Source organism: Comamonas odontotermitis (assembly GCF_014207855.1).
Classification (GTDB): Bacteria; Pseudomonadota; Gammaproteobacteria; order Burkholderiales; family Burkholderiaceae_C; genus Comamonas; species Comamonas odontotermitis_A.
In genome coordinates, this window is record NZ_JACHKZ010000009.1 from 81,407 (window position 1) to 103,655 (window position 22,249).

The window sequence follows — 22,249 nt, forward strand, 5'->3', positions numbered from 1 at the left end:
AATGGCCGCGAAAGGAGTGCCATGACAGCCTCGCAACCCATCACCCCGGAATTGCGCGCCTGGATTATTGAACAGGCAACGGCCGGTGTCAGCGCTGAAAATGTATTCAAGGCCATGTGCGACGCCGGCTGGAACGAAGATGTCGCCGAATCCGCCATGGAAAAGGTGTTGACCGAGCACCTGCAAAACCTGCACGGCGCCGATACCGAGATCACCACCATCATCCAGCGGCCGCTGCCGGAGCCCAAACTGGGCGATGCGCCCGGCTCCATCAACGTGGGCGACCGCGATGTGAACGTGCTGCTGACCATGAAGCACCCGCGCGTGGTGGTCTTTGGCAACCTGCTGTCCGACGATGAGTGCGACGCCATCATCAATGCCGCTAGGCCCCGCATGAAGCGATCGCTGACGGTGGAGACCAAGACCGGCGGCGAAGAAGTGAACGCCGACCGCACCAGCGACGGCATGTTCTTCCAGCGAGAAGAAATCCCGGTGGTGGCCACCCTGGAGCGGCGCATTGCCAGGCTGCTGAACTGGCCGGAGAACCACGGCGAAGGCCTGCAGGTGTTGCATTACCAGCCCGGCGCCGAGTACAAACCGCACTACGATTATTTTGACCCGACCCAGCCCGGCACCCCCACCATCCTCAAGCGGGGTGGCCAGCGTGTGGGCACGTTGGTGATCTACCTGAACAACCCCGAAGCCGGGGGCGGCACCAGCTTCCCCGATGTCGGCGTCGAGGTCGCACCACGCCGTGGCAATGCCGTGTTCTTCAGTTACGCAGCCCCTGACCCTTCGACCAAAACCCTGCATGGCGGTTCGCCCGTAGTGCGTGGCGAGAAGTGGATCGCCACCAAGTGGCTGCGCGAAAGCGAATTCAAGTAAAAACAGCTGCTGGCGCATTGTCATTCAAAGCGCCAGCAGCTATTCATTTAATAGCATGATTTTTTCTTCTCAGCCCGAGCAATCGCCCCTGGGCCAGCGCTCGGCCTATATCGACCAATACAACCCGACCCTGCTCTTTCCGCTGCCGCGTGCGGCCAAGCGCGCTGAAATCGGTCTGCAGGACGACCGGTTGCCGTTTTTTGGCGCCGACCTGTGGACGGCTTATGAGGTCTCCTGGCTCAACCTGCGGGGCAAGCCGCAGGTCGCGCTGGTGAACTTCACCATCCCCTGCGAGACGCCCAACATCATCGAGAGCAAGTCCTTCAAGCTCTATCTCAACAGCTTCAACAACAGCCGCTTCGCCAGCGCTGGCGACGTGCGCGCCAAGCTGGTGGCCGACCTCAGCGAAGCCGTATGGCGCGGCGCACCGCACAGCGCCACCATTGGCGTCCAGCTGATCGAGCCCGAACTGTTTGATGCCCAGCCCGTGCAGGAGCTGGATGGCTTGAACCTGGATCGCCTCGATATCGAATGCGACCGCTACGAACCCGCGCCTGAACTGCTGACAGCCGCCTTCGACGAGCCGCCAGTCACCGAAACCCTGACCAGCCGCCTGCTCAAAAGCAACTGTCTGGTCACCGGCCAGCCCGATTGGGGCAGTGTGCGCATCAGCTACAGCGGCCCCGCCATCAACCAGGAAAAGCTGCTGCAATACATCGTCAGCTTCCGCAACCACAACGAATTCCACGAGCAATGCGTGGAGCGCATGTTTGTCGATATCTGGCGCCAGTGCCACCCCATCCGGCTGACGGTGTATGCACGCTATACGCGCCGCGGCGGGCTCGACATCAACCCGCTGCGCACCAGCCAGCCCATGGCCCTGCCTGCCAACGTGCGCACGGCGCGCCAATAAGCACCTCTGCCTGGCGCCCTTCGGGGAACAAGCTCAGTCGTCCGTGAACAGCGGCAAGGTATAGGGATCGGCAGATTTCTCCTGCCCTTCCCGCAGCGCACGCATCTCCGCTTCCCTGATTGCCTGCGCGTCTGCGGCAATCCCCTGGGCTGCGGCCTGTTCCTGGGGCAGCAGGTTGCCGACGCGCACGCCCAAAAGGCGCAGGCGCTGCTCCAGCGGCGCGCGCTTGAGGCACTGACCGGCCGCCTGGCGGATGGCCTTGGCATCATTGGTATAGAGCGGCAGGCTGTGGTCTCGGGTGGCGATACGAAAATCAGCAAAGCGTAGCTTGATGCCGATCGTGCGCCCCACATAGCCCTTGCGCTGCAGGTCGGCAGCCACACTCTCGCACAGCTCGGTAAAGATCGCGCCCAGCTCTGCCCGGTCGCGTACCGCATGCAGGTCACGGTCGAACGTGGTCTCACGGCTCATCGAAACCGGCTCGCTCTCTGTCACCACAGGCCGGCTGTCCAGCCCCCAGCAGGAGGCATGCAGCCACGCACCGTAGCTGCGGCCAAAATGCTCCACCAGCCATTGCACATCCTTGGCGGCCAGATCGCCGATGGTCGTAATGCCCAGGGCCTGCAGCTTGGCGTCCGCCTTGGGGCCCACGCCATTGATCTTGCGGCAGGCCAGCGGCCAGATCAGTGTCTGCAGGTCACTCTCGAGCACGATGGAGACGCCATTGGGTTTGTTGAACTCGCTGGCCATCTTGGCCAGCTGCTTGTTGGGCGCCACGCCAACCGAGCAGGTCAGGCCCGTGACGGCGTGTATCTCGCTTTGCAGGCGAAGCGCCAGGCTGCGCCCATGGTCGTGCTGCCCGCCATCGACATGGGTGAAATCAATGTACACCTCGTCCACGCCCCGGTCTTCCATCTGCGGCGCAATGGATGTGATGATGGCCTTGAACTGGCGCGAAAACTGCCTGTAGCGCGCAAAATCCACCGGCAGCAGAATCGCCTGCGGACACAGCTTGGCCGCCTTCATCATGCCCATGGCCGATCCCACCCCAAAGGCACGTGCCTGGTAGGTGGCCGTGGTGATCACGCCGCGCCCGACATAGTCCTTGAGCAGGGGAAAAGCGTCCACCGGAATATCTGCCAGACGCCCGCCGTAGGCAGCCGTCAGTGCGTCGTCCTCGCGCCGCCGCCCGCCTCCGATAACCACCGGCAGCCCCTTGAGCTGCGGATAGCGCAGCAGCTCGACCGACGCGTAGAACGCATCCATGTCCAGGTGCGCCACGCGGCGACGAGGCGGCAAGGGGGGCAGTGCGAGTTCGGGGGCGGGATCGGGGCTCACGCCCTATTGTCGCCGGGCGCAACAAACCCGGCGCGGCAGCCGGGTTCGGTCATGGGTGCACAGAGCTCGTCAATGGTCGTGGTGCAGGTAGGCAGCCTGCTTGGGCAGCCGCAGGCTGAACAGGAACGCCACCACCATCATGGCCGACACGTACCAGAAAAAGACCGTCTCATGCCCTGCATTTTTGAGCGCCAGCGCCACAAATTCGGCCGATCCGCCAAAGATGGCATTGGCCACCGCATAGGCCAGCCCTACCCCCAGTGCGCGCACTTCAGGCGGAAACATTTCTGCCTTCACGATGCCGGAGATCGAGGTGTAGAAGCTCACGATGGCCAACGCCACCACGATCAGAAAACCGGCCATCTCCGGCGACGAGGCGCTGTGCATGGCAGTCAGAATCGGCACGGTGCAGATGGCGCCCAGGCTCCCGAACAGCATCATGCTGGTGCGACGACCGATGCGGTCTGAGAGTGCACCAAACAGCGGCTGCATGCACATGTAGATGAACAGACAGACGGTCATCACATAGCTGGCCGTCTTGATCGGCAGGCCCACGCTGTTGACCAGGTACTTCTGCATGTACGTGGTGAAGGTGTAGAAAATCAGCGAACCGCCGGCGGTATAGCCCACCACCGTGACGAAGGCGCGCCAATGGTTTTTGAACAGGTTGCCGAGCGTGCCGGTTTCCTTGTCGTGCATGGTCTCCTGCTTCTGCGTCTCATGCAGCGTGCGGCGCAACAGCGTTGCCACCACGGCGGCGGCGGCGCCGCAGACAAAAGGAATGCGCCAGCCCCAGGCGCGCAGTTCTGCATCGGTGAGCAAGGCCTCCAGGATCACGATCAGCAGCACGGCCAGCAACTGGCCACCGATCAGCGTCACATATTGGAACGATGAGAAAAAGCCGCGCTGCCCCTTGAGAGCGACCTCGCTCATGTAAGTAGCGGTGGTGCCGTATTCCCCGCCAACCGACAGGCCCTGGAAGAGACGACATACCAGCAACAGAAACGGCGCGAGCGCACCGATCTGCGCGTAGGTGGGAAGACAGGCAATCACCAGGGAGCCGGCACACATCATGGTGACCGAGATGAGCATGGACTTCTTGCGCCCGTACTTGTCAGCAATACGGCCAAACAGCCAGCCGCCGATGGGCCGCATCAAAAAGCCCGCAGCAAACACCCCTGCCGTGTTGAGCAACTGCACTGTGGGATCGCCTTTGGGAAAGAATGCCGCTGCAAAGTAAATGGATGAAAAGGCGTAAACGTAGAAATCAAACCACTCGACCAGATTGCCTGACGAGGCCGCCATGATGGCGAAGATGCGGTGCCGCTTCTCCTCTGGACTGTAGTGCGGCGCCGTGGCCGATGGGGTGGCGGAGTTCGGATTGGTAGTTGTCATTGGCATGGTCCGATGAAAGAAACAATCATGCTCCGCGCATCGATACCGGCCTTGTCAGACGGGCACTGAAAACGGTTACTGGCTATCACAGTTGGGTGCAAATGATGACAATGCCGACCAGCATCAGCGCAATGCCCCATTTCTCATTCAGGCGCAATTGTTCCTTCAGAAAGCGGCGCGAGACGATGTAGCTGAAGATGATTTCAACCATGCCCAGAGTGCGCACCGAGGCGGCGCTCTGTAGCGCATAGGCACTGAACCAGGCCAGTGAGGCTGCGCTGCCCATGCAGCCTGCAATCAGCGAAACCCGCCATGCCCTGGCAATGCGTACCAGTACGGCTGGGTTACGCCATGCAAACCACAGCCCCATGGTCAAAGTCTGCATACATTGGGCAACAAAAACGCCCCAAGCGCCCGACAGAAGCGCACCAGGCGCCTTCAATTCAAGAGCAGCCCCTCGAAAACCAACGGTGGCAATGGCAAAGCAGGCGCCACATACCAGGCCATACAAGGCGGCTTTGCTGCGCCATTCAAACCGGGCGCCCGGCAGGCGCGGCGGCATCGACAGCAAGGCAACGCCCAGGGTGGCTATTGCCATTGCGCCCACCGCCCATGCAGTTGGCAGCTCGTGCAGAAAAACCGCTCCAAACAGGGCGACCTGCAGCACCTCGGTTTTTGACAGGGTCACCGCCACCGCAAAATTGCGCTGCTGCATCGCCAACAGCAAGGCGCCAGTGGCGGCAATCTGAAAGAACGCTCCCAGCGCAATCCAGCCAAAGTAGGCCCAGCTCCAGTGGTCGATCTGCGCAGGAGTCTGCGGCAAGGTATAGAGCAGCACCAGCGCCAATGCCGCCAGCGGCAACCCATACAGGAAACGCACCAGAGTCGCGGGCCATGTGCCCAGATCTGCCGTCAGCGAGCGCTGGGCCGCATTGCGCGCCGTCTGCGCAACTGCAGCAAACACGACGAGCAGCATCCACCAGCCACCCCATTGCACTTCCCCGTCCACCATACCCAGCCCGCTCCTTCAAGATGCCTGCGATCGTAGATGAACGGTTGAGCCGCAGCCCATGCATTTGGCGATGTGCGTCCCACACAAAAAAGGCCGCCCGCAGGTGGCCTTGCTGAGAGGATGCCCCGCCTCAGTTGGCGCGCAGCAACACATCTACCCGGCGGGAAGCCGCGTTGGTGTTGCCCGTATCTGACGTTTCCACTGGCTTTTCAAGCACCGTACGGTCAACGGGCACGCCAGCCGCCGCCAAGGCCGCCTGCACCGCCATGGCACGCTGCTTGGACAGCTCTGCGTTCTTGGCCGCATCGCCCGTGGGGTCGTTGAAGCCCGACACTACTGCTTTCATGTCGGCGTGCGATTGCAGATAGCCAACCAGCGCCTTGGACTTGTCTGCAAATTCAGGCGGAACATCGGTCTTGCCCGAGTCAAAGAACACCTGCAGCTTGGGCACATCCTGCACCATGCTGTCGATCACAGCAGCACCCGCTGGCGCTGCGTCCGCAGTCGGTGCAGATGCCGGAGCGGGAGCCGTCGCAGCGGGCTCCGGCGCCGGAGTGGGGGTTGAAGCCGGTGCTGGCTCAGGGGCCGGAGCAGGTGTTGTCGCTGGTGCGGCAGGAGGGGGCGCAGTCGCCGTGTCTGGCGTCTTTTTGCCGCAGTAGCTGATGCCGAAAATCACTACCAGCGCGCCAATGATCCAAGGCAGCCATTTGCCAATGCCACTGCTGGCTGCGGTGGCCGTATGGGTAGCGGCAGCAGAGACAGAGGACGCAGCAGACGATGCCGCGGCAGTGCCTGCCCCCAGGGCCCCTGCCGCAGCAGCAGCGCCACTGCCCAGCAGACCACCGAGGAGAGATTTACCGCTGCCGATCAGCGCGACCGCCTCCGCAGGCAAGGTGGCGGGCAGCACGCCATTGGGTGAGAGGCGCGAAACCAGCGCAGGCAGCAACGCCCCCACTGCAGACGTAACGGCCTCTTTGGGCAGATGCAGCCTGTCACTCAATGCAGACAGCAGACCGCCCGATGCGCCGAACACGGTACTGACCTGGTCATTGGTGGGGATGCGGGGTTCTTCCGTGGTGCTGAGCCAGCTGTCTGCCAACCCACCCAGGCCGGCAGAACGAAAGCGCTCCAGCAAGCCCGATAGGCCCCCGTTGGCCGGGTCCGTGATGTAGGCCAGCACCATGGCAACCAGGTCTTTGGCCTTATTGCCCAGACCGAAGCGGTCCGCCATGTCTCGAATCAAGGTGTCGAACATTCTCGTCCTCCTGTGATGGAAATCGCCAGCAAGCGGATGCCCAAGGCGATCGAATCAGTGTAGGAAGAGGAATGCGCCGGGCTTGTAGGACAAGACGCAGGCGTCAGAAAACGCTTTCGATATTTTCAAATAATAACAAATACTTGCAATATGCCCGCCTGCTCTCGCTCCCCTGGTCAGCCACCGCCCGGCAAGGCGGGCTTTCCCCTCGTCAATAAGGCAGAGGATAGGTTCCGGGCACCAAAATTGTGCTGTCCACCTGGTTGATATCGGTGTGGCCACAAAAGGCCATGGAGACATCCAGCTCCTTGTGAATGATCTGCAAGGCTTTGGCCACGCCCTCCTGGCCAAAGGCACCCAGGCCATAGAGGAAGCTGCGGCCGATCAAGGTGCCTTTCGCGCCCAGCGCCCGGGCCTTGAGCACATCCTGCCCACTGCGAATACCGCTGTCCAGCCAGACTTCGATGTCCTTGCCTGCCGCCTGGGCGATGGAGGGCAGCGCATCGATAGTGGCGGGCGCACCATCGAGCTGGCGGCCACCGTGGTTGCTCACGATCAGGGCATCGGCACCTGTCTGCGCAGCCAGGCGCGCGTCTTCCGCCTCCATGACACCCTTGAGGATCAGCTTGCCGCCCCAGCGCTTCTTGATCCATTCCACATCATTCCAGTTCAGGCGCGGATCGAACTGATCCGCCGTCCACGACGCCAGAGAGCTCACATCGCCCACACCATCGACGTGGCCAACAATGTTGCCAAATGTGCGCCGCTTGGTACCCAGCATGCCCATGCACCAGCGTGGCTTGGTTGCCAGGTTGATCAGGTTGCTGATGGTGGGCTTGGGCGGCGTCGACAGGCCGTTCTTGATGTCCTTGTGGCGCTGGCCGAGGATCTGCAGATCCAGCGTCACCTGCAGGGCCGAGCAATTGGCGGCTTTGGCGCGGTCGATCAGGCGCTCCATGAAACCGCGATCACGCATCACATACAGCTGAAACCAGAACGGATGGCGGTCGGTGCCTGCGGCAACATCCTCCAGCGAGCAGATGCTCATCGTCGAGAGCGTGAACGGAATGCCGAAGGCCTTGGCAGCCCGGGCGGCCAGGATCTCGCCGTCAGCATGCTGCATGCCGGTAAGGCCTGTCGGAGCAATCGCCACAGGCATGGACACGTCATGCCCCACCATGGTGGTGCGGGTGCTGCGGCCTTCCATATTGACCGCCACGCGCTGGCGCAGTTTGATTTTCTGGAATGCCGCCTCGTTGTCCCGGTAGGTACCCTGGGTGTAGGAGCCCGAATCCGCGTAGTCATAGAACATGCGAGGGACGCGCTTCTGGGCTACCACGCGCAAGTCTTCAATACAGGTGATCTTGGATAAATCAGACACAAATCTTCCTCTGATGAATGCAGCGTTTGGTATTTGCAGCGCGCGCCGCGCCGCCTCCATGGATTCGCCTTGCTGTATGTCACAAAAGCAACAGATTCAGCATCGATCGGCAAGCGGCTACGGGTTTTTCTGAACTGCAAACCAAATGTCAGCCCGACATTATGTCGAGGTTCGATAGCGCTGGGGCCTGCTCATATACCCTCGGAATCGCGCATGCCCTGGTCTCAGTTCCCATGACGGTTGCAGCACCACCTTGCCTTGGTTGCGCAGGCCCCGAACACCTGCGCCGTGGAGCACCGCCACAACGAGGAGTCAGGTATGGTTTGGCAGCAGATCTACAACCCCCTGGGCAATATGGTGCTCTCCACCTTGCTGGCGGCATTGCCCGTCGTCGTCATGCTGGTAGGGCTGGGCTTTTTACACCTGAAGGCGCATATCGCAGCGGGCGCAGGCCTGCTGTGCGCCATCATCATCGCGATCGCCGTATACGGCATGCCGGCAGACATGGCGGGACGCGCCGCCGTGCTGGGCGGCCTCACCGGGCTGCTGCCCATCGGCTGGATCGTGCTGAACATCATCTTCCTGCACCAGCTGACCGAGCAGAACGGCAGCTTCAAGATTCTGCAGGACTCGATCGCCGGCATCACGGAAGACCGGCGCATCCAGTTGCTGCTCATCGCCTTTGCCTTTGGCGCCTTTTTTGAAGGCGCCGCTGGTTTTGGCACGCCGGTGGCCGTCACGGCGGCCATTCTGATCGGACTGGGCTTTTCGCCACTGGCAGCCTCCGGCCTGTCGCTGATTGCCAATACCGCGCCGGTGGCCTTTGGCGCCCTGGGCACGCCGGTGATCACACTGGCCAAGGTGCATGGGTACGACGTGATGGAAGTGACGGCCATGGTGGGCCGCCAGTTGCCATTCTTCTCGGTGCTGGTGCCTTTCTGGCTGATCTGGGCCTTTGCAGGGCGCAAGGCCATGATGGAGATCTGGCCCGCCATCCTCGTGACCGGCCTGTCGTTTGCCATTCCGCAGTACCTGGTCTCCAACTTCATCGGCCCCGAGCTGGTGGACATCATCGCCGCCATCGTCTCGATGGTCTGCCTCATCGGCTTTCTGCGCATCTGGCAGCCCAAGAACATCTGGCGCAGCACTTCTCTCAAAGGCCGTGACAACGGTGAAAGCGAGGGCGACGCACCGCGTGCCATCACCCGCCACTCGCGTGCCGATGTGATCCGCGCATGGACGCCCTGGGCCATCCTCACCGTGTTTGTCTTCATCTGGGGCTTGCCTTCGGTCAAGGCTGCGCTCAATGGCCTGTTCTCGCCATCGTTCCCCATGAGCGGTTTGCACAACATGATCGAGAAGGTGCCACCCGTCGTGCCCAACCCGACCAAGGAAGGCGCTGTCTATGTGCTGAATCTGCTGTCGGCCACCGGCACCGGTATCCTGCTGTCCGCCATTGTGGGTGGGTTGGTGATGAAGTACAGCCCGGTGGCACTCGTCAGGCAATTCTTCAAGACGATCTGGCTCGTGCGCTTTTCGCTGCTCACCATCGTGCTGATGCTGGCACTCGGTACCCTCACCCGCTATTCGGGCACCGATACGACGCTGGGCCTCGCCTTCGCCAATACCGGCGTGCTCTACCCCTTCTTTGGCACCATGATGGGCTGGCTGGGCGTGGCGCTCACCGGGTCTGACACCGCATCGAACGTGCTGTTTGGCGGTATGCAGAAAGTGGCAGCCGAGCAATTGGGCCTGTCGCCCAACCTGATGGGCGCCGCCAACAGCTCGGGCGGTGTGATGGGCAAGATGATCGATGCGCAATCCATCGTCGTGGCATCAACCGCCACCCGCTGGTTCAACCATGAGGGTGACATCCTGCGCTACGTGTTCTTCCACTCCATTGCACTGGCGTCCCTGGTCGGCATCTTTGTTACCCTGCAGGCCTATGTCTATCCGTTCACCCTGATGGTGGTGAAGTAAGCCCCCCGGCTCCATCCACTCCCCATGAAAAAGGCCATCGCATGATGGCCTTTTTGCTGCCCGGCGCGCAATGGGTGTGCGCCATGACTACTAGATCAATAGCATTTCATCAATGCCCGCCGATATAGGCAAACTTGAAGAGGAAGAGCGCTGCGATGATCCATACCATCCAGTGCACTTCCTTGACGCGGCCGGTGAAAAGCTTGATGGCCGCATACGAGATGAAGCCAAAAGCCAGGCCGTTGGCAATCGAATAGGTGAACGGCATCATCACGGCCGTGACGGCTGCGGGAATCGCCTCGGTCGAATCGTCCCATTCCACTTCCACCAGCTCCCTGAGCATGAGGCACGCCACAAACAGCAGCGCAGGCGCCGTTGCATAGGCGGGCACGGAGCCTGCGAGCGGCGCAATGAACAGGCAGGCAAGGAACAGCACGGCCACCGTCATGGCCGTCAAACCCGTGCGGCCACCAGCCTGCACGCCCGATGCGCTTTCCACATAGGCCGTGGCGCTGGAGGTGCCCAGCAGCGATCCGGCAAAGATCGCGCCGCTGTCTGCCAGCAGCGAACGGTGGAAACGCTCCATCTTGCCCGGCACCAGCAGGCCTGCGCGCTTGGCCACGCCCATCAGGGTGCCGGTCGCATCAAACAGCTCCACCAGAAAGAACACCAGCACCACGTTGAGGAAGCCGCTGGAGAGCGCCGTCTTGATATCGAGCTTCAGAAAAGTCGGCTCGATCGACGGCGGCGCCGAGAACACGCCGTTGAACTGGTTGCCGCCAAAGAAGAAGGACGCCACCGTCACGGCCAGAATCCCGATCAGGATGGCACCCGGCACCTTCAAACGGTCCAGCACGATGATGAGCAAGAAGCCCAGGCCGAACAGGATCACCGATGGCGAATGCAGGTCTCCCAGCGTCACCAGCGTTGCCTTGTCACCTACCACAACGCCCGCACTCTTAAGCGCGATCAATGCGAGGAACAGGCCGATACCGACGGTGATCGCCACCCGTATCGACTGCGGGATGCCTTTGATGATCTGCTCGCGTATGCGGAACACCGTGACCAGCAGGAACAGGCAGCCGGAGATGAACACCGCACCCAGCGCGGCCTGCCATGTGTAGCCCATGTGCAGCACCACCACATAGGCAAAGTAGGCGTTCAGGCCCATGCCGGGCGCTATTGCGATCGGGTAGTTGGCGTACAGGGCCATCACGGCCGAGCCCAGCGCAGCGATCAGGCAGGTGGCGACAAACACCGCCCCTTTGGGCATGCCCGCGTCACCCAGAATGGAGGGGTTGACGAACATGATGTATGCCATGGTGAGGAAGGTGGTGAGGCCTGCCAGAACCTCGGTACGCACGGTGGTCCCGTGCTCCCCCAGTTTGAAATATTTCTCCAGCCAGTTCATCGCTGCGTCTCCGTGTTGTTAATCGTTGGTGTGAAAGGCATTTCCCTGATTGCGCAAAGCATGCTGCAAAACCCGCAAAACCTGTAAAAGGCGGCGAGTATCGCAGCAAGGCAGGCCGGCCGCATGCCCGGCCGCTCAAACCCCTTGCTGCACGTTTTCTATCGCGTTCAAAACCGCTTCGGCGGTTGCAGGCGCCCGCAGCGGCGGGCAGTTGCCGGGTGCGCCGCAAGCGGCCACTGCATCGCGAATCGCGAAGAACACCGAAAACGGCAGCAGCAGCGGTGGCTCACCCACGGCCTTGCTGCGGTGGATGGTGTCGTGCGGGTTGGCCCCTTCGAACAGCTGCACATTCAGCACCGGCGGACAATCGTTGGCCGTCGGGATCTTGTAGGTACTGGGGGCATGCGTCATCAGCGCGCCCGTCTTGGGATGCCAGACCAACTCTTCCATCGTGAGCCAGCCCATCCCCTGCACAAAGGCCCCTTCCACCTGGCCGATATCGACGGCAGGGTTGAGCGACTGGCCCACATCGTGCAGCACATCGGCGCGCAAGAGCTTGCTCTCACCGGTCAAGGTGTCCACCAGCACTTCGCTCACGGCGGCCCCATATGCAAAGTAGAAGAAGGGGCGACCGTGCATGGTCTTGCTGTCCCATGAGAGGCCGGGAGTCGCATAGAACCCGTCCGACCACAGCTGCACCCGCTCCAGGTACGCCTCCTTGACCACCTCTTCAAAAGCCAGGGTCTTGCCGTTGACCTGCACCGTGTCGTTGGCAAAGCGCACTGCCTCGGCTGCTCCGCCATGGCGCGCGGCCATGCTGGCAGCCAGGCGCTCGCGGATCTGCCGCGCCGCGTCCTGCGCGGCCTTGCCGTTCAGGTCGGTCCCCGTCGATGCCGCAGTGGCCGAGGTATTGGCCACCTTGGTGGTATCGGTCGCGGTGACGCGCACGCGCTCGAAAGCCACGCCCAGCTCATGCGCCACGACCTGGGCCACCTTGGTGTTCAGGCCCTGGCCCATTTCTGTGCCGCCATGGTTCACCAGGATCGAGCCATCGTTGTACACATGCACCAGGGCCCCTGCCTGGTTGAAGTGCTTGACGTTGAAGGAGATGCCGAACTTGACCGGCGTGAGCGCAATGCCACGCTTGAGCACCGGGCTTTGCGCGTTGAATGCAGCCGCCTCCGCCCGGCGCGCACGGTAATCGCTGCGCGCTTCCAGCTGCGTCACCAACTCGTCGATGATGTTGTCATCCACCACCTGTCCATAAGGCGTGACATTGTGCTCGGTCTTGCCGTAGAAGTTGGCGCGGCGCACATCCAGCGGGTCCTTACCCAACTGGCGTGCAATGGAGTCCATGATGTTCTCCATCACGATCGCGCCCTGCGGCCCGCCAAAACCCCGGAAAGCAGTATTGCTCTGCGTATTGGTCTTGCCCATGAAGCCTTGCATGCGCACATTGGGCAGCCAGTACGCATTGTCGAAGTGGCACAGCGCCCGCGTCATCACTGGTGCCGACAGATCCGCCGAATGCCCTGCGCGCGACACCATGGTCACCTCCGCGCCCACGATGCGGCCTGCATCGTCAAAGCCGATGTCGTACTCATACCAGAAGCAGTGGCGTCGGCCCGTGATCATGAAATCATCATCCCGGTCGAGGCGCAGCTTGACAGGACGCCCCAGCCTGCGTGCCGCCACCGCCGCCACACAGGCAAACAGCGCCGATTGCGATTCCTTGCCGCCAAAACCGCCGCCCATGCGCCTGCATTCCACATGCACATCGTGCGCGTGCACGCCCAGCGCATGCGCAACCAGATGCTGCATTTCACTCGGGTGCTGGGTGGAGCAGTACACATGCATGGCCTGCCCCTCCTTGGGGATGGCGTAGCTGATCTGGCCTTCCAGATAGAACTGCTCCTGGCCGCCCACCTCCCACTGGCCTTGCAGGCGGTGGGGAGCGCTTTCGATGGCCTGCGTGGTTGCACCTGCCTGCGTCTCGCGCGTCAGCTTCATTGGCGGCACCACGTACTGGCCGCGCGCATGGGCCTGCTGCGGGGTCAGCACCGGCTCGGCCGCCTCCACGCTGGCGATCTTCTTGGCCAGCGCCGCTGCGCGCCGTGCGGCCTGCCGCGTGCGTGCGAGCACCGCAAACAGGGGCTGGCCCAGGTAGCGGATCTCGCCATCGCACAGAATCGGGTCGTCATGGATGATCGAGCCGCAATCATTGACACCCGGAATATCAGCCGCCGTCAGCACGGCCACCACATCGGGCATGGCGCGTACGGCGTCGAGGTCCAACCCTAACAGGCGGCCATGGGCTATCGGCGCCAGACCCAACGCGCAGTGCAAGGTGCCCGCCAGCTCAGGCATGTCGTCAATGTAGGCGGCCTCACCCGCCACATGCAACGCGGCCGATTCGTGGGTGCGGCTGATGCCGACGCGGCGCCCCTGCTGCAGGGCCTGCGCTTCCGTATTGGTATCGATGCGCAGCGCCTGGTTGTCACTGTAATGGGCAAAGGCTTCTGCACCCGCCAGTACCTGTTTGGGAATTGCTTGGTTCATGTCAGGCTCCTTGCAGCGCCACATGGGGCATCACCGACCATACGGTGGTATCGGCACTGGCCAGCGGTGCATCAGCCCGCGTCTCCAGCCACAGCCGCTGCAGCAGGTTCTGCGCCACTTTCATGCGGTAGCTGTCGCTGGCGCGCATATCGGTCATCGGTTGAAAATCCTGGGCCAGCGCCTGCTGTGCAAGCTTGACAGTCTCTGCCGTCCACGGCTGCCCCAGCACTGCAGCCTCCGCCTTGGCCGCGCGCCTGACGGTGGCCGCCATGCCGCCAAAAGCCATGCGCACTGCCTGTACCTGGCCTTGCGCATCCAGTGCCACAGCCAAGCCGGCGCACAGTGCCGAAATATCGCAATCAAAACGCTTGCTGATCTTGTAGGCCCTTACCTGGAAATTCTGCTGGCGCAGCTGCACCAATGGCACCACCAGTCCCTGCACAAACTCTCCGGGCTCCATCTGGTTCTTCATGTAGTCCAGATAGAAATCAGCCAGCAGCATGCGCCGCACGCGCTCGGCCTTGCGCAGCACAATTTCGGCGTCCAGGGCCATCAGTACCGGAGGTGCGTCACCAATCGGCGATCCATTGGCCACATTGCCGCCCATGGTGCCAGCATGGCGCACGGGAGGCGATGCAAACCGCAGCCATACATCTTGCAAGCTGGGAAAGCGCTGCGCCAGCGCGGCCCAGGCGTCTTCCAGAGAGGCTCCGGCGCCGATATGGAGCGAGCCGTCACGCTCCTCGATCTGGCGCAGCTCGGCCACCCGGCCAATGGCAATGATGTCCCCCAGCTCGCGGAACTGCTTGGTAACCCACAGGCCCACGTCGGTGGTTCCCGCGATCAGCCGCGCCTGCGGCAATTGCGCGCGCAAACGGGCCAGGCTCTCCAGGCTGGCAGGGGCGTGGAACTGCGCCGAGCCATCGCTGTACTGCCAATCCGCATCACTGCGCAACGACTGCAGCGCCTCCACCACAGGCTTCGTATCAAGCTGGCGAGCGGGCAGATCGAACATGCGCTGGCCCGTATCCAGAATGGGCCGATAGCCCGTGCAGCGGCACAGGTTGCCCGACAGCGCGTCGGCCAGTTGCTGCCTGGTGGGAGCCTGGCTGCGCTGCGCCTGCTGCTGTTCGTAGACCGACCACAGAGACATCACAAAACCCGGTGTGCAAAAGCCGCACTGGGAACCGTGGCACTCCACCATGGCCTGTTGCACGGGATGCAGATCGGCGCAGCCCGCATCGGCCTGCGCCGGCTTGCAGGCGGTTTTCATGTCTTCCACGGTGAACAGCGCCTTGCCGTGCAGATTGGGTAGCAGCTGGATGCAGGCGTTCACCGTCTGCAGCTTCAGACCCTGCACCGCCTGCGGATCACCTGCTTCGGCCAGTTCGGCCACCAGCACGGTGCAGGCGCCGCAATCGCCTTCATTGCAGCCTTCCTTGGTGCCATGGCAATGGGCATCTTCGCGCAACCAGTCCAGCACGGAACGGGTGGGCGCCGCGCCATCGACTTGCGTGATGCGGCCCTGGTGGTAGAAACGGATAGGTTGGGGTACGGTCGACTGGCTCATGGTGGGTATTGCCGCGCCCGGCTGGCACGCGGTTTCAAATTTCCTCTCAGCGTAGTGTGCCGCGCCGCCAAGCGCATAACAACCCGGCGATAAGCGCTATTGCACAGCCCATATAGTTTTGGGTTAACCCGTACAAATTGGGGCAATTCCAGCAACAACAGCGGCTGTCGGTACAGGGTTTACCAGGGTACAGAGCACCAAACAGGTATATTGCGCAGCATGAACTTTCGCCGCATCCCCCCTGCCTTGCCCCAGCTTGCCCTGTTTGCCTGCCTGGGTTTTTCAGCACCCGCCGTATTGGCGCAAGCCAGTTCTCCGCAAGAGCCGCCCCAGCTCAGCAATGCAGAGTTCCAATCCTGTCTGTCGGAACTGCGTGCCAGCAAGGCATTTGCCGCCATCACCCCCGCCACGTTCACCCAATACACCGAGCACCTGCAGCCCGATGCCACCGTGCTGCCACTGCTCAACCGCCAGCCAGAATTCAGCATGCCGGTATGGGATTACCTGGCGGTGTTGGTAGACGACCAGCGTGTGGCCGATGGCCGCGCCGCCTATGCCAAGTGGCAGGACACGCTGGCCAAGATCGAACAGGGCACTGGCGTGGCGCCGCAGATCGTGGTGGGTGTGTGGGGCGTCGAGAGCAATTTCGGCCAGAACCTGGGTGGCCGCTCCCTGGTGCAGTCGCTGGGCACCCTCTCCTGCTTTGGCCGTCGCCAAGCTTATTTTCGCGGCGAATTCGCCAGCGCACTGCGTATTCTGCAGGAAGGCCACATTGCAGAATCCAAGCTGGTCGGATCGTGGGCTGGTGCTTTTGGCCAGACCCAGTTCATGCCATCCACGTTTTTCCGCAGCGCCGTCGATTTTGACGGCGACGGCCGCCGCGACATCGTGGACAGCGTGCCCGACGCGCTGGCCTCCACCGCCACGTTCCTGAAGAACGCCGGCTACCGCCCCGGGCAGCCCTGGGGGTTTGAGGTGAAGCTGCCCGCAGGTTTTGATACCAGTGATGCAGGCCGCAAGAACAAAAAACCGATCGCCACCTGGCGCGCCTCAGGGGTGACACTGGTCAACGGCCAGCCGCTGCCCGACAGCCTGCCCACTGCGGGCCTGATGATTCCTGCCGCCGGTGGCCCGGCCTTTTTGGTGGGGCGCAATTTTGATGCACTCTACAGCTACAACGCATCGGAAAACTATGCGCTGGCGATTGCCCAATTGTCGAATCTGGTGGCCAACCCCGCTGAAAGCCGCACCGGCTTTGTCGCTGCCTGGCCCACGGATGACCCAGGCCTGTCGCGCGCGCAGAACAAGGAGCTGCAGCAGGCATTGCTCGCCCGTGGCTACGACATCGGCAGCGCTGACGGCATGATCGGCGCCAAAACGCGCGATGCCATCAAGGCCGAGCAAACCCGGCTGGGACAAAAGGCCGACGGCCGCGCCGGCCAGAAACTGCTGCGCGCCATCTCTGCCAGCAACTGACTCCCTATCTGACGTGCTTGCGCCTGTAGCGAGGCCTGACAAGCACAGGCGCAATCTCGATCACCCCAGCAACCCGGGCGGCAGCAAATGCCGCTTGCGGTAGATGGTGGTGCGCGAGATGCCCAGTGCCCGCGCCGCTGCAGAGACATTGCCCTGGTGCTGAAGCAGCACCCGAGCCATGGCGTCCAGGGTCACATCCTGTAGCAGCGGGCTGGCTGAAGCGGCTTCTTCGGGATCGGGAACATCAGCCAGCGGAGCTTTGGCGGCGAGCTCGCCGCGCTCCCGCAACTCATCCAAAAAATCATCAGGCAAATGCACAGGGGCGATGGCTCCATCATCGGCCATGGCAACTGCGGTGCGCAGCAGGTTGTGCAATTGGCGCACATTGCCGGGCCAATGGTGGCGGCGCAGCAGTGCCATCACCTCGGGCGCAATATCAACGGTGTCCTGCCCCGCTTCATCACACAGCGATTTCAGCAGCTTCTTTACAACCAGGTCGAGGTCGGTGCGCTCGCGCAATGCAGGCAGACGCACCACCAGGCCATTGAGACGGTAGTACAGGTCTTCGCGGAATGCACCGCGCGCCACCATGTCCTTCAGGTTCTTGTGCGTGGCGCTGATGACGTTGACGTCCACCACCACGTCCTTGGCCGCGCCCAAGGGGCTGACCTTGCGCTCCTGCAGCATGCGCAAAAGGCGTGCCTGCAGGTGCGCGGGCATGTCGCCGATCTCGTCCAGAAACAGCGTGCCGCCATGGGCTTGCACGATCTTGCCCATGGCGCCCTTGCGGCGCGCGCCGGTGAAGGCGCCCTCTTCGTATCCAAAAAGCTCTGCCTCGATCAGCGACTCGGGGATGGAGGCACAGTTGACCGCCACGAACGGCTGACGCGCGCGGGCGGAGTCATGGTGGATGGCCTGCGCCAGCAGATCTTTGCCGGTGCCTGTCTCTCCCAGAATCATGACCGGAATGTCACGGTCCACCACGCGACGCAGCTTGTGGATGACGGCAGCCAGTTGCGGATCGCCAGTGTCCAGGTATTGCAGCGACGACAGCTGCATGCGGCGAGGCGCCTGCGGAACACTATCTTGTGAAACCACGCCTCCTGGCCAGACAGCACGCGGCTGCAATCGCGCCCTGCACCAGACCGAAACACCGTTGTGCATTCCGATTTGGCGCGGCGCGGTGTTGGTGCGGAACCATTCGTGCAGCAACGAGACAGGCAAGCCGAACAGCGACGAGAAGGTATGCGCCTGCAAAGCAGCAAAGGGCAGACCCAGTTGAAATTGCGCACTGCGATTGGCTGACAGAAAGCGCCCATCCGACGTGAACACTGCAATGCCCTCGACCAAGGTGCCCAGAAATTCGGCCCGCGCATGAAAGTGCAGCCGCATGGCATCAGGGAAGCTGGCTGCAAACATCTGGTTCTCGATCATCTGCGCCGACATGCGCACCAAAGCCAGGGTGTGCTGGTGGTGGCTGCGATGATCTCCCGTCACATCAAGCGCACCGACGATCTGGCCATGCGGATCGAAGATGGGAGCACAGGAACAGGTCAGCCCCTGGTTGACGCGCATGTAATGCTGATCGCCCAGCACCGTGACTGGTGCCTGCTCGATCAGCGCCGTTCCAATGGCATTTGTCCCCTTGGTCTGCTCGGACCAGTCCATCCCGGGCACCAGTGCCACGCGCGATGCCTTCTCCAGAAAATCATTGTCCCCCAGAGAATGCAGCACCACACCCTGGGCGGAGGTGAGCAGCACCATGCTGTGGGTGTTGGCAATCTGGCCATACAGCGTCTCCATCACCGGGGCCGCATGTTGGAACAGCAGGCGGCTTTCCTCCAGCATGCCCTGCAACCTGCCCGCCGCCAAGCCAGAGCAATCAGGTGCATCGTCCACGGCAATGCCAAAGCTGCGCGAACGTTGGTGCGATTGATCGATGACGCTGGTGTCACCTCGCAATAGATCAGGGTTCATGCGGTCTCCTGTGGCCGCCTCTTGTGGAGGTCAGGGCAGCCTTGGAGGACATTATGCGACCGCGAGCTTCATCCGCACGATACGCGCCTGGCAATTGGCATAGACCTGCTGCACCCCCAGTTGCATCAACTCATAGCCCGCGGGGCACTGAAAGCCAGGCAGCGCTTGGCTTGCCGCCACGCGCAGACAGCCATTGATACGCAGACGGGCCCGCCGCGCAAAGTCCACAAAGACAGTGCCGGCTTTGCAGCCATTCCCCTGCGCCAGTCGAAGCACGGGGCTACCTGCAGCTTTGTGCAGCAGAAAGTAGAAAGTCTGCGCATCACCGAATGCCACCAACGGGTAGATGCCCTGTGCCAGGGTGGCGCAGGCCAGCATCTGGGTATGGATGGCACCACCCTCCTCGCGCACGCTGATAAAGAAGAAAGCTTGACTGGCAATGAAGCTGGCATTGCCCGCACTCAACTGGTCGCTGATGGTTCCTTTCATCTCTCGGGCTTCGGCCTCCACGCCAAAACGGCGATGCGCTTCGCGCTCGCCCGCATGGAAGATGTCGCGCTCATAGGGATCTTCAAGAATGATGCGCATACCCCTCAGCCTCGGAAAAGTCAAAAACAATCGCTCCAAGCGCTTGAATAACGGGCGCCCGAAGCCAGATCCAGCCGCTGCCTTCACCCCGTCAGCTCCAAATGCGGCAGGCCTGCCACCGGCGCATGTAGCACCCGTGCTACATCTACCGCAATCGTGCGTGGAGCCCTGGGCCAGGCCGGGTCCGGCCCTTCCAGCTTTGCCTGCCCTTGCAACAGCACCGTGGACTGCTGCGAAAAATCGACAAACAGCAGCGCGAGTTGGGAGTGTTCCAACAGATTGCCAATGGTGTTGAACAGATGGTTGCCCGGGTAGTCGGGGAAGACGAGGCGCGCCGCGCCTTCCACCCGCAGTAATGGTTCGGCGCCGCCTTCCGTCTGCCGCCCTCGGTACGAGCTGTCGCAATCGCCTGCGAAGCTCGCCGAGCCCAGTAAAAAGAACGGCTGTGCCTCAAGCCAGGGTTTGAGAGAGATCAGAGAGCAATCGGTCATCAGAACCATCTATCGCGCAATTGCGCGTGACACATCACCATCACCCAAAAATTCGGCAGCCCAAGCGCGAGACAGCGAGCAAGGGCCGTTTGCACCGAAGCTGCCGCCCCCTGCCCGCACGGCTAAGTCGAGCGAGAGCAGGGAGAAGGCACGCAGCGCCTCAGAGGGTGTCCTAGAAAAACCCCAGCGCCTTGGGGCTGTAGCTCACCAGCAGATTCTTGGTCTGCTGGTAGTTGGACAGCGCAGACTTATGGTTCTCGCGGCCAATGCCTGACTTCTTGTAGCCGCCAAACGCAGCGTGCGCCGGATAGAGGTGGTAGCAGTTGGTCCACACGCGGCCCGCCTTGACGGCGCGGCCCATCTGGTAGGCCGTGGTGCCATTGCGGCTCCAGACACCGGCACCCAAGCCGTATTCGGTGTCATTGGCAATGCGGATCGCGTCTTCCATGGTCTTGAAGGTAGTGACCGAAGCCACCGGCCCGAAGATTTCCTCCTGGAACACGCGCATATTGTTCTGGCCAAACAGCAGGGTGGGTTTGACGAAGAAGCCGTCGTCGATCTCGCCGCCCTGACGGTTGCGCTCACCTCCCGTCAGGCACTCGGCGCCTTCCTGGCGACCCACATCAATGTAGCCCAGGATGCGTTCGAGCTGTGCCTGCGAAACCTGCGCACCCACCATGGTGCTCTTGTCCAGTGGGTGGCCCTGCTTCATCTGCTGCACGCGCTTGACGGCGCGCTCGATGAATCGGTCGTAGATCGATTCCTGGATCAAAATGCGCGACGGGCAGGTACAGACCTCGCCCTGGTTCAGCGCAAACATCGAAAAACCCTCCATCACCTTGTCGAGGAAATCGTCGTCAGCATCCATCACATCGGCGAAGAAGATGTTGGGGCTCTTGCCACCCAACTCCACGGTCGAGGGGATCATGCTGTCGGCGGCAGCGTGCAGAATTCGCTGGCCCACGGCGGACGAGCCCGTGAATGCAATCTTGGTGATGCGCTTGCTGGTGGCCAGCGCCTCGCCCGCCTCCTTGCCAAAGCCATTGACCACGTTGACCACACCTGGCGGCAACAGGTCAGCGATCAGCTCCATCAGCACCATGATCGAGGCAGGCGTCTGTTCGGCGGGCTTGAGCACCACACAGCACCCGGCAGCGAGGGCTGGCGGCAGCTTCCACGACGCCATCAAAAGCGGGAAATTCCACGGAATGATCTGCCCGACCACGCCGATAGGCTCGTGAAAATGGTAGGCCACGGTGTTGGCATCGATCTCCGAGATGCCACCTTCCTGAGCACGAATACAGCCGGCGAAATAGCGGAAATGATCAATGGCCAGCGGAATGTCGGCCGCCATGGTTTCGCGCAGTGGCTTGCCGTTGTCGATGGTCTCGGCAATCGCCAGCAACTCCAGGTTCTGCTCCATGCGGTCAGCGATCCTGAGCAGGATGTTGGAGCGCTCGGTGGCCGAGGTGGCAGCCCACTTGTCTTGAGCGGCATGTGCCGCATCCAGCGCCAGATTCACGTCGTTTGCATCCGACTGCGCCACCTTGCAAAATGGCTTGCCGGTGATGGGGGAGACATTGTCAAAGTAACGACTCGCCAGCGGTGCCACCCATTTGCCGCCGATGAAGTTGTCGTACTGCTGCTTGTACGGATAGTCGATATCGATATTGAAGCGCTTGAGTTCGAACATGTCCATGCTTGTCTCCTGGTTCGTGTTGCCGATAGGATAGAAAAGGCTCCCTCATCTGTGCACCAGCATGCTGTGCCACCTCGTTGGAGCAAGCCACTTTTGCCTTGGGAGCGGCCCGACTGCGAGAACAGCCGGTCATGGAGCTATCTGCAAACTCTGTGCCAGACGGAGACTGCCTGTTCATGCGTGCTCGGCCATGCCTCTGGAACACTGCTGTTCCAATCTGCAACAGCGACCGTTGCAAATGGCATCACCTTCTGTTGCAAGGCAGGCAAGTATTGCTACTGTTTCAGTCGCATTTAGTGGTTGTCAGCAGGGAGCAAAA

Annotated in this window: 16 protein-coding genes; 4 read left to right on the plus strand and 12 right to left on the minus strand. The window is 61.9% G+C overall.

Translation table 11 applies throughout. From position 1 onward, the window contains the following. Positions 1–21 precede the first annotated feature (21 nt). Both HNP33_RS09285 and queF read left to right on the plus strand, forming a co-directional pair. The gene (locus tag HNP33_RS09285; protein WP_184707613.1) at positions 22–885 is read left to right on the plus strand and encodes a 2OG-Fe(II) oxygenase; all 864 of its coding nucleotides are present in this window, start codon (positions 22–24) and stop codon (positions 883–885) included. A 55-nt stretch (positions 886–940) separates the two neighbouring features. Continuing rightward, positions 941–1,798: an NADPH-dependent 7-cyano-7-deazaguanine reductase QueF gene (gene queF, locus HNP33_RS09290; RefSeq protein WP_184707615.1), complete on the plus strand. Its 858-nt coding sequence runs from the start codon at positions 941–943 to the stop codon at positions 1,796–1,798. Positions 1,799–1,831: 33 nt separating this feature from the next. Here queF and dinB read toward each other — a convergent pair whose 3' ends face one another. The 5 genes from dinB to HNP33_RS09315 all read right to left on the minus strand — a co-directional run bounded on the left by dinB (position 1,832) and on the right by HNP33_RS09315 (position 8,179). Beyond that, positions 1,832–3,064 (minus strand): DNA polymerase IV, encoded by a 1,233-nt coding sequence (gene dinB / locus HNP33_RS09295; protein ID WP_184707726.1) that lies wholly within the window; start codon positions 3,062–3,064, stop codon positions 1,832–1,834. 141 nt (positions 3,065–3,205) lie between these two features. After that, positions 3,206–4,531, minus strand: coding sequence for an MFS family transporter (locus HNP33_RS09300; RefSeq protein WP_184707617.1), 1,326 nt, complete (start codon positions 4,529–4,531; stop codon positions 3,206–3,208). Between the two features lie 85 nt (positions 4,532–4,616). After that, positions 4,617–5,543 (minus strand): DMT family transporter, encoded by a 927-nt coding sequence (locus tag HNP33_RS09305; protein ID WP_184707619.1) that lies wholly within the window; start codon positions 5,541–5,543, stop codon positions 4,617–4,619. Positions 5,544–5,673: 130 nt separating this feature from the next. Beyond that, positions 5,674–6,798 carry a YidB family protein gene (locus HNP33_RS09310; protein ID WP_184707621.1) on the minus strand — a complete coding sequence of 375 codons (1,125 nt, stop codon included), beginning with the start codon at positions 6,796–6,798 and terminating at the stop codon, positions 5,674–5,676. 211 nt (positions 6,799–7,009) lie between these two features. Beyond that, a complete protein-coding gene (locus tag HNP33_RS09315) occupies positions 7,010–8,179 on the minus strand; it encodes an alpha-hydroxy acid oxidase (protein ID WP_184707623.1) in 1,170 nt (389 codons plus the stop codon). Positions 8,180–8,497: 318 nt separating this feature from the next. Between HNP33_RS09315 and HNP33_RS09320 the strand changes: the two genes are divergently transcribed. Further along, positions 8,498–10,159, plus strand: a complete 1,662-nt coding sequence (locus HNP33_RS09320) for an L-lactate permease (protein WP_184707625.1) — start codon at positions 8,498–8,500, stop codon at positions 10,157–10,159. A 109-nt stretch (positions 10,160–10,268) separates the two neighbouring features. Here the strand turns inward: HNP33_RS09320 and HNP33_RS09325 are convergent, their stop codons facing one another. From HNP33_RS09325 to xdhA, 3 genes are all read right to left on the minus strand, one after another. Further along, positions 10,269–11,570, minus strand: a complete 1,302-nt coding sequence (locus tag HNP33_RS09325; RefSeq protein WP_184707627.1) for an NCS2 family permease — start codon at positions 11,568–11,570, stop codon at positions 10,269–10,271. A 135-nt stretch (positions 11,571–11,705) separates the two neighbouring features. Beyond that, positions 11,706–14,129 carry a xanthine dehydrogenase molybdopterin binding subunit gene (xdhB, locus tag HNP33_RS09330; protein WP_184707629.1) on the minus strand — a complete coding sequence of 808 codons (2,424 nt, stop codon included), beginning with the start codon at positions 14,127–14,129 and terminating at the stop codon, positions 11,706–11,708. 1 nt (position 14,130) lies between these two features. Then, a complete protein-coding gene (xdhA, locus tag HNP33_RS09335; protein ID WP_184707631.1) occupies positions 14,131–15,699 on the minus strand; it encodes a xanthine dehydrogenase small subunit in 1,569 nt (522 codons plus the stop codon). Between the two features lie 219 nt (positions 15,700–15,918). On the opposite strand from xdhA, the gene HNP33_RS09340 reads away from it, so the two are divergent. Next, a complete protein-coding gene (locus HNP33_RS09340) occupies positions 15,919–17,175 on the plus strand; it encodes a lytic murein transglycosylase (protein ID WP_184707633.1) in 1,257 nt (418 codons plus the stop codon). Positions 17,176–17,235: 60 nt separating this feature from the next. On the opposite strand, the gene HNP33_RS09345 is transcribed toward HNP33_RS09340, so the two are convergent. The 4 genes from HNP33_RS09345 to HNP33_RS09360 form a co-directional block, all read right to left on the minus strand. After that, positions 17,236–19,152, minus strand: a complete 1,917-nt coding sequence (locus tag HNP33_RS09345; protein WP_184707635.1) for a sigma-54-dependent Fis family transcriptional regulator — start codon at positions 19,150–19,152, stop codon at positions 17,236–17,238. Between the two features lie 51 nt (positions 19,153–19,203). Then, complete coding sequence (locus tag HNP33_RS09350; protein ID WP_184707637.1) at positions 19,204–19,740, minus strand: hypothetical protein; 537 nt, start codon at positions 19,738–19,740, stop codon at positions 19,204–19,206. A gap of 83 nt (positions 19,741–19,823) precedes the next feature. Beyond that, positions 19,824–20,231, minus strand: coding sequence for a pyridoxamine 5'-phosphate oxidase family protein (locus HNP33_RS09355; RefSeq protein ID WP_184707639.1), 408 nt, complete (start codon positions 20,229–20,231; stop codon positions 19,824–19,826). A 172-nt stretch (positions 20,232–20,403) separates the two neighbouring features. After that, entirely contained in the window at positions 20,404–21,930 is a 1,527-nt protein-coding gene (locus HNP33_RS09360) for an aldehyde dehydrogenase family protein (RefSeq protein ID WP_184707640.1), read from the minus strand. Positions 21,931–22,249: the final 319 nt, after the last annotated feature.

Excerpts from the sequence above, each read along its gene's own strand:
- HNP33_RS09285 (WP_184707613.1), top strand. The coding sequence starts at position 22 with ATGACAGCCTCGCAACCCATCACCCCGGAATTGCGCGCCTGGATTATT.
- HNP33_RS09305 (WP_184707619.1), bottom strand. The coding sequence starts at position 5,543 with ATGGTGGACGGGGAAGTGCAATGGGGTGGCTGGTGGATGCTGCTCGTC.
- HNP33_RS09320 (WP_184707625.1), top strand. The coding sequence starts at position 8,498 with ATGGTTTGGCAGCAGATCTACAACCCCCTGGGCAATATGGTGCTCTCC.
- dinB (WP_184707726.1), bottom strand. The coding sequence starts at position 3,064 with ATGGATGCGTTCTACGCGTCGGTCGAGCTGCTGCGCTATCCGCAGCTC.
- xdhA (WP_184707631.1), bottom strand. The coding sequence starts at position 15,699 with ATGAGCCAGTCGACCGTACCCCAACCTATCCGTTTCTACCACCAGGGC.
- HNP33_RS09345 (WP_184707635.1), bottom strand. The coding sequence starts at position 19,152 with ATGAACCCTGATCTATTGCGAGGTGACACCAGCGTCATCGATCAATCG.
- xdhB (WP_184707629.1), bottom strand. The coding sequence starts at position 14,129 with ATGAACCAAGCAATTCCCAAACAGGTACTGGCGGGTGCAGAAGCCTTT.
- HNP33_RS09300 (WP_184707617.1), bottom strand. The coding sequence starts at position 4,531 with ATGACAACTACCAATCCGAACTCCGCCACCCCATCGGCCACGGCGCCG.
- HNP33_RS09360 (WP_184707640.1), bottom strand. The coding sequence starts at position 21,930 with ATGGACATGTTCGAACTCAAGCGCTTCAATATCGATATCGACTATCCG.
- HNP33_RS09325 (WP_184707627.1), bottom strand. The coding sequence starts at position 11,570 with ATGAACTGGCTGGAGAAATATTTCAAACTGGGGGAGCACGGGACCACC.
- queF (WP_184707615.1), top strand. The coding sequence starts at position 941 with ATGATTTTTTCTTCTCAGCCCGAGCAATCGCCCCTGGGCCAGCGCTCG.
- HNP33_RS09350 (WP_184707637.1), bottom strand. The coding sequence starts at position 19,740 with ATGCGCATCATTCTTGAAGATCCCTATGAGCGCGACATCTTCCATGCG.
- HNP33_RS09340 (WP_184707633.1), top strand. The coding sequence starts at position 15,919 with ATGAACTTTCGCCGCATCCCCCCTGCCTTGCCCCAGCTTGCCCTGTTT.
- HNP33_RS09310 (WP_184707621.1), bottom strand. The coding sequence starts at position 6,798 with ATGTTCGACACCTTGATTCGAGACATGGCGGACCGCTTCGGTCTGGGC.
- HNP33_RS09355 (WP_184707639.1), bottom strand. The coding sequence starts at position 20,231 with ATGACCGATTGCTCTCTGATCTCTCTCAAACCCTGGCTTGAGGCACAG.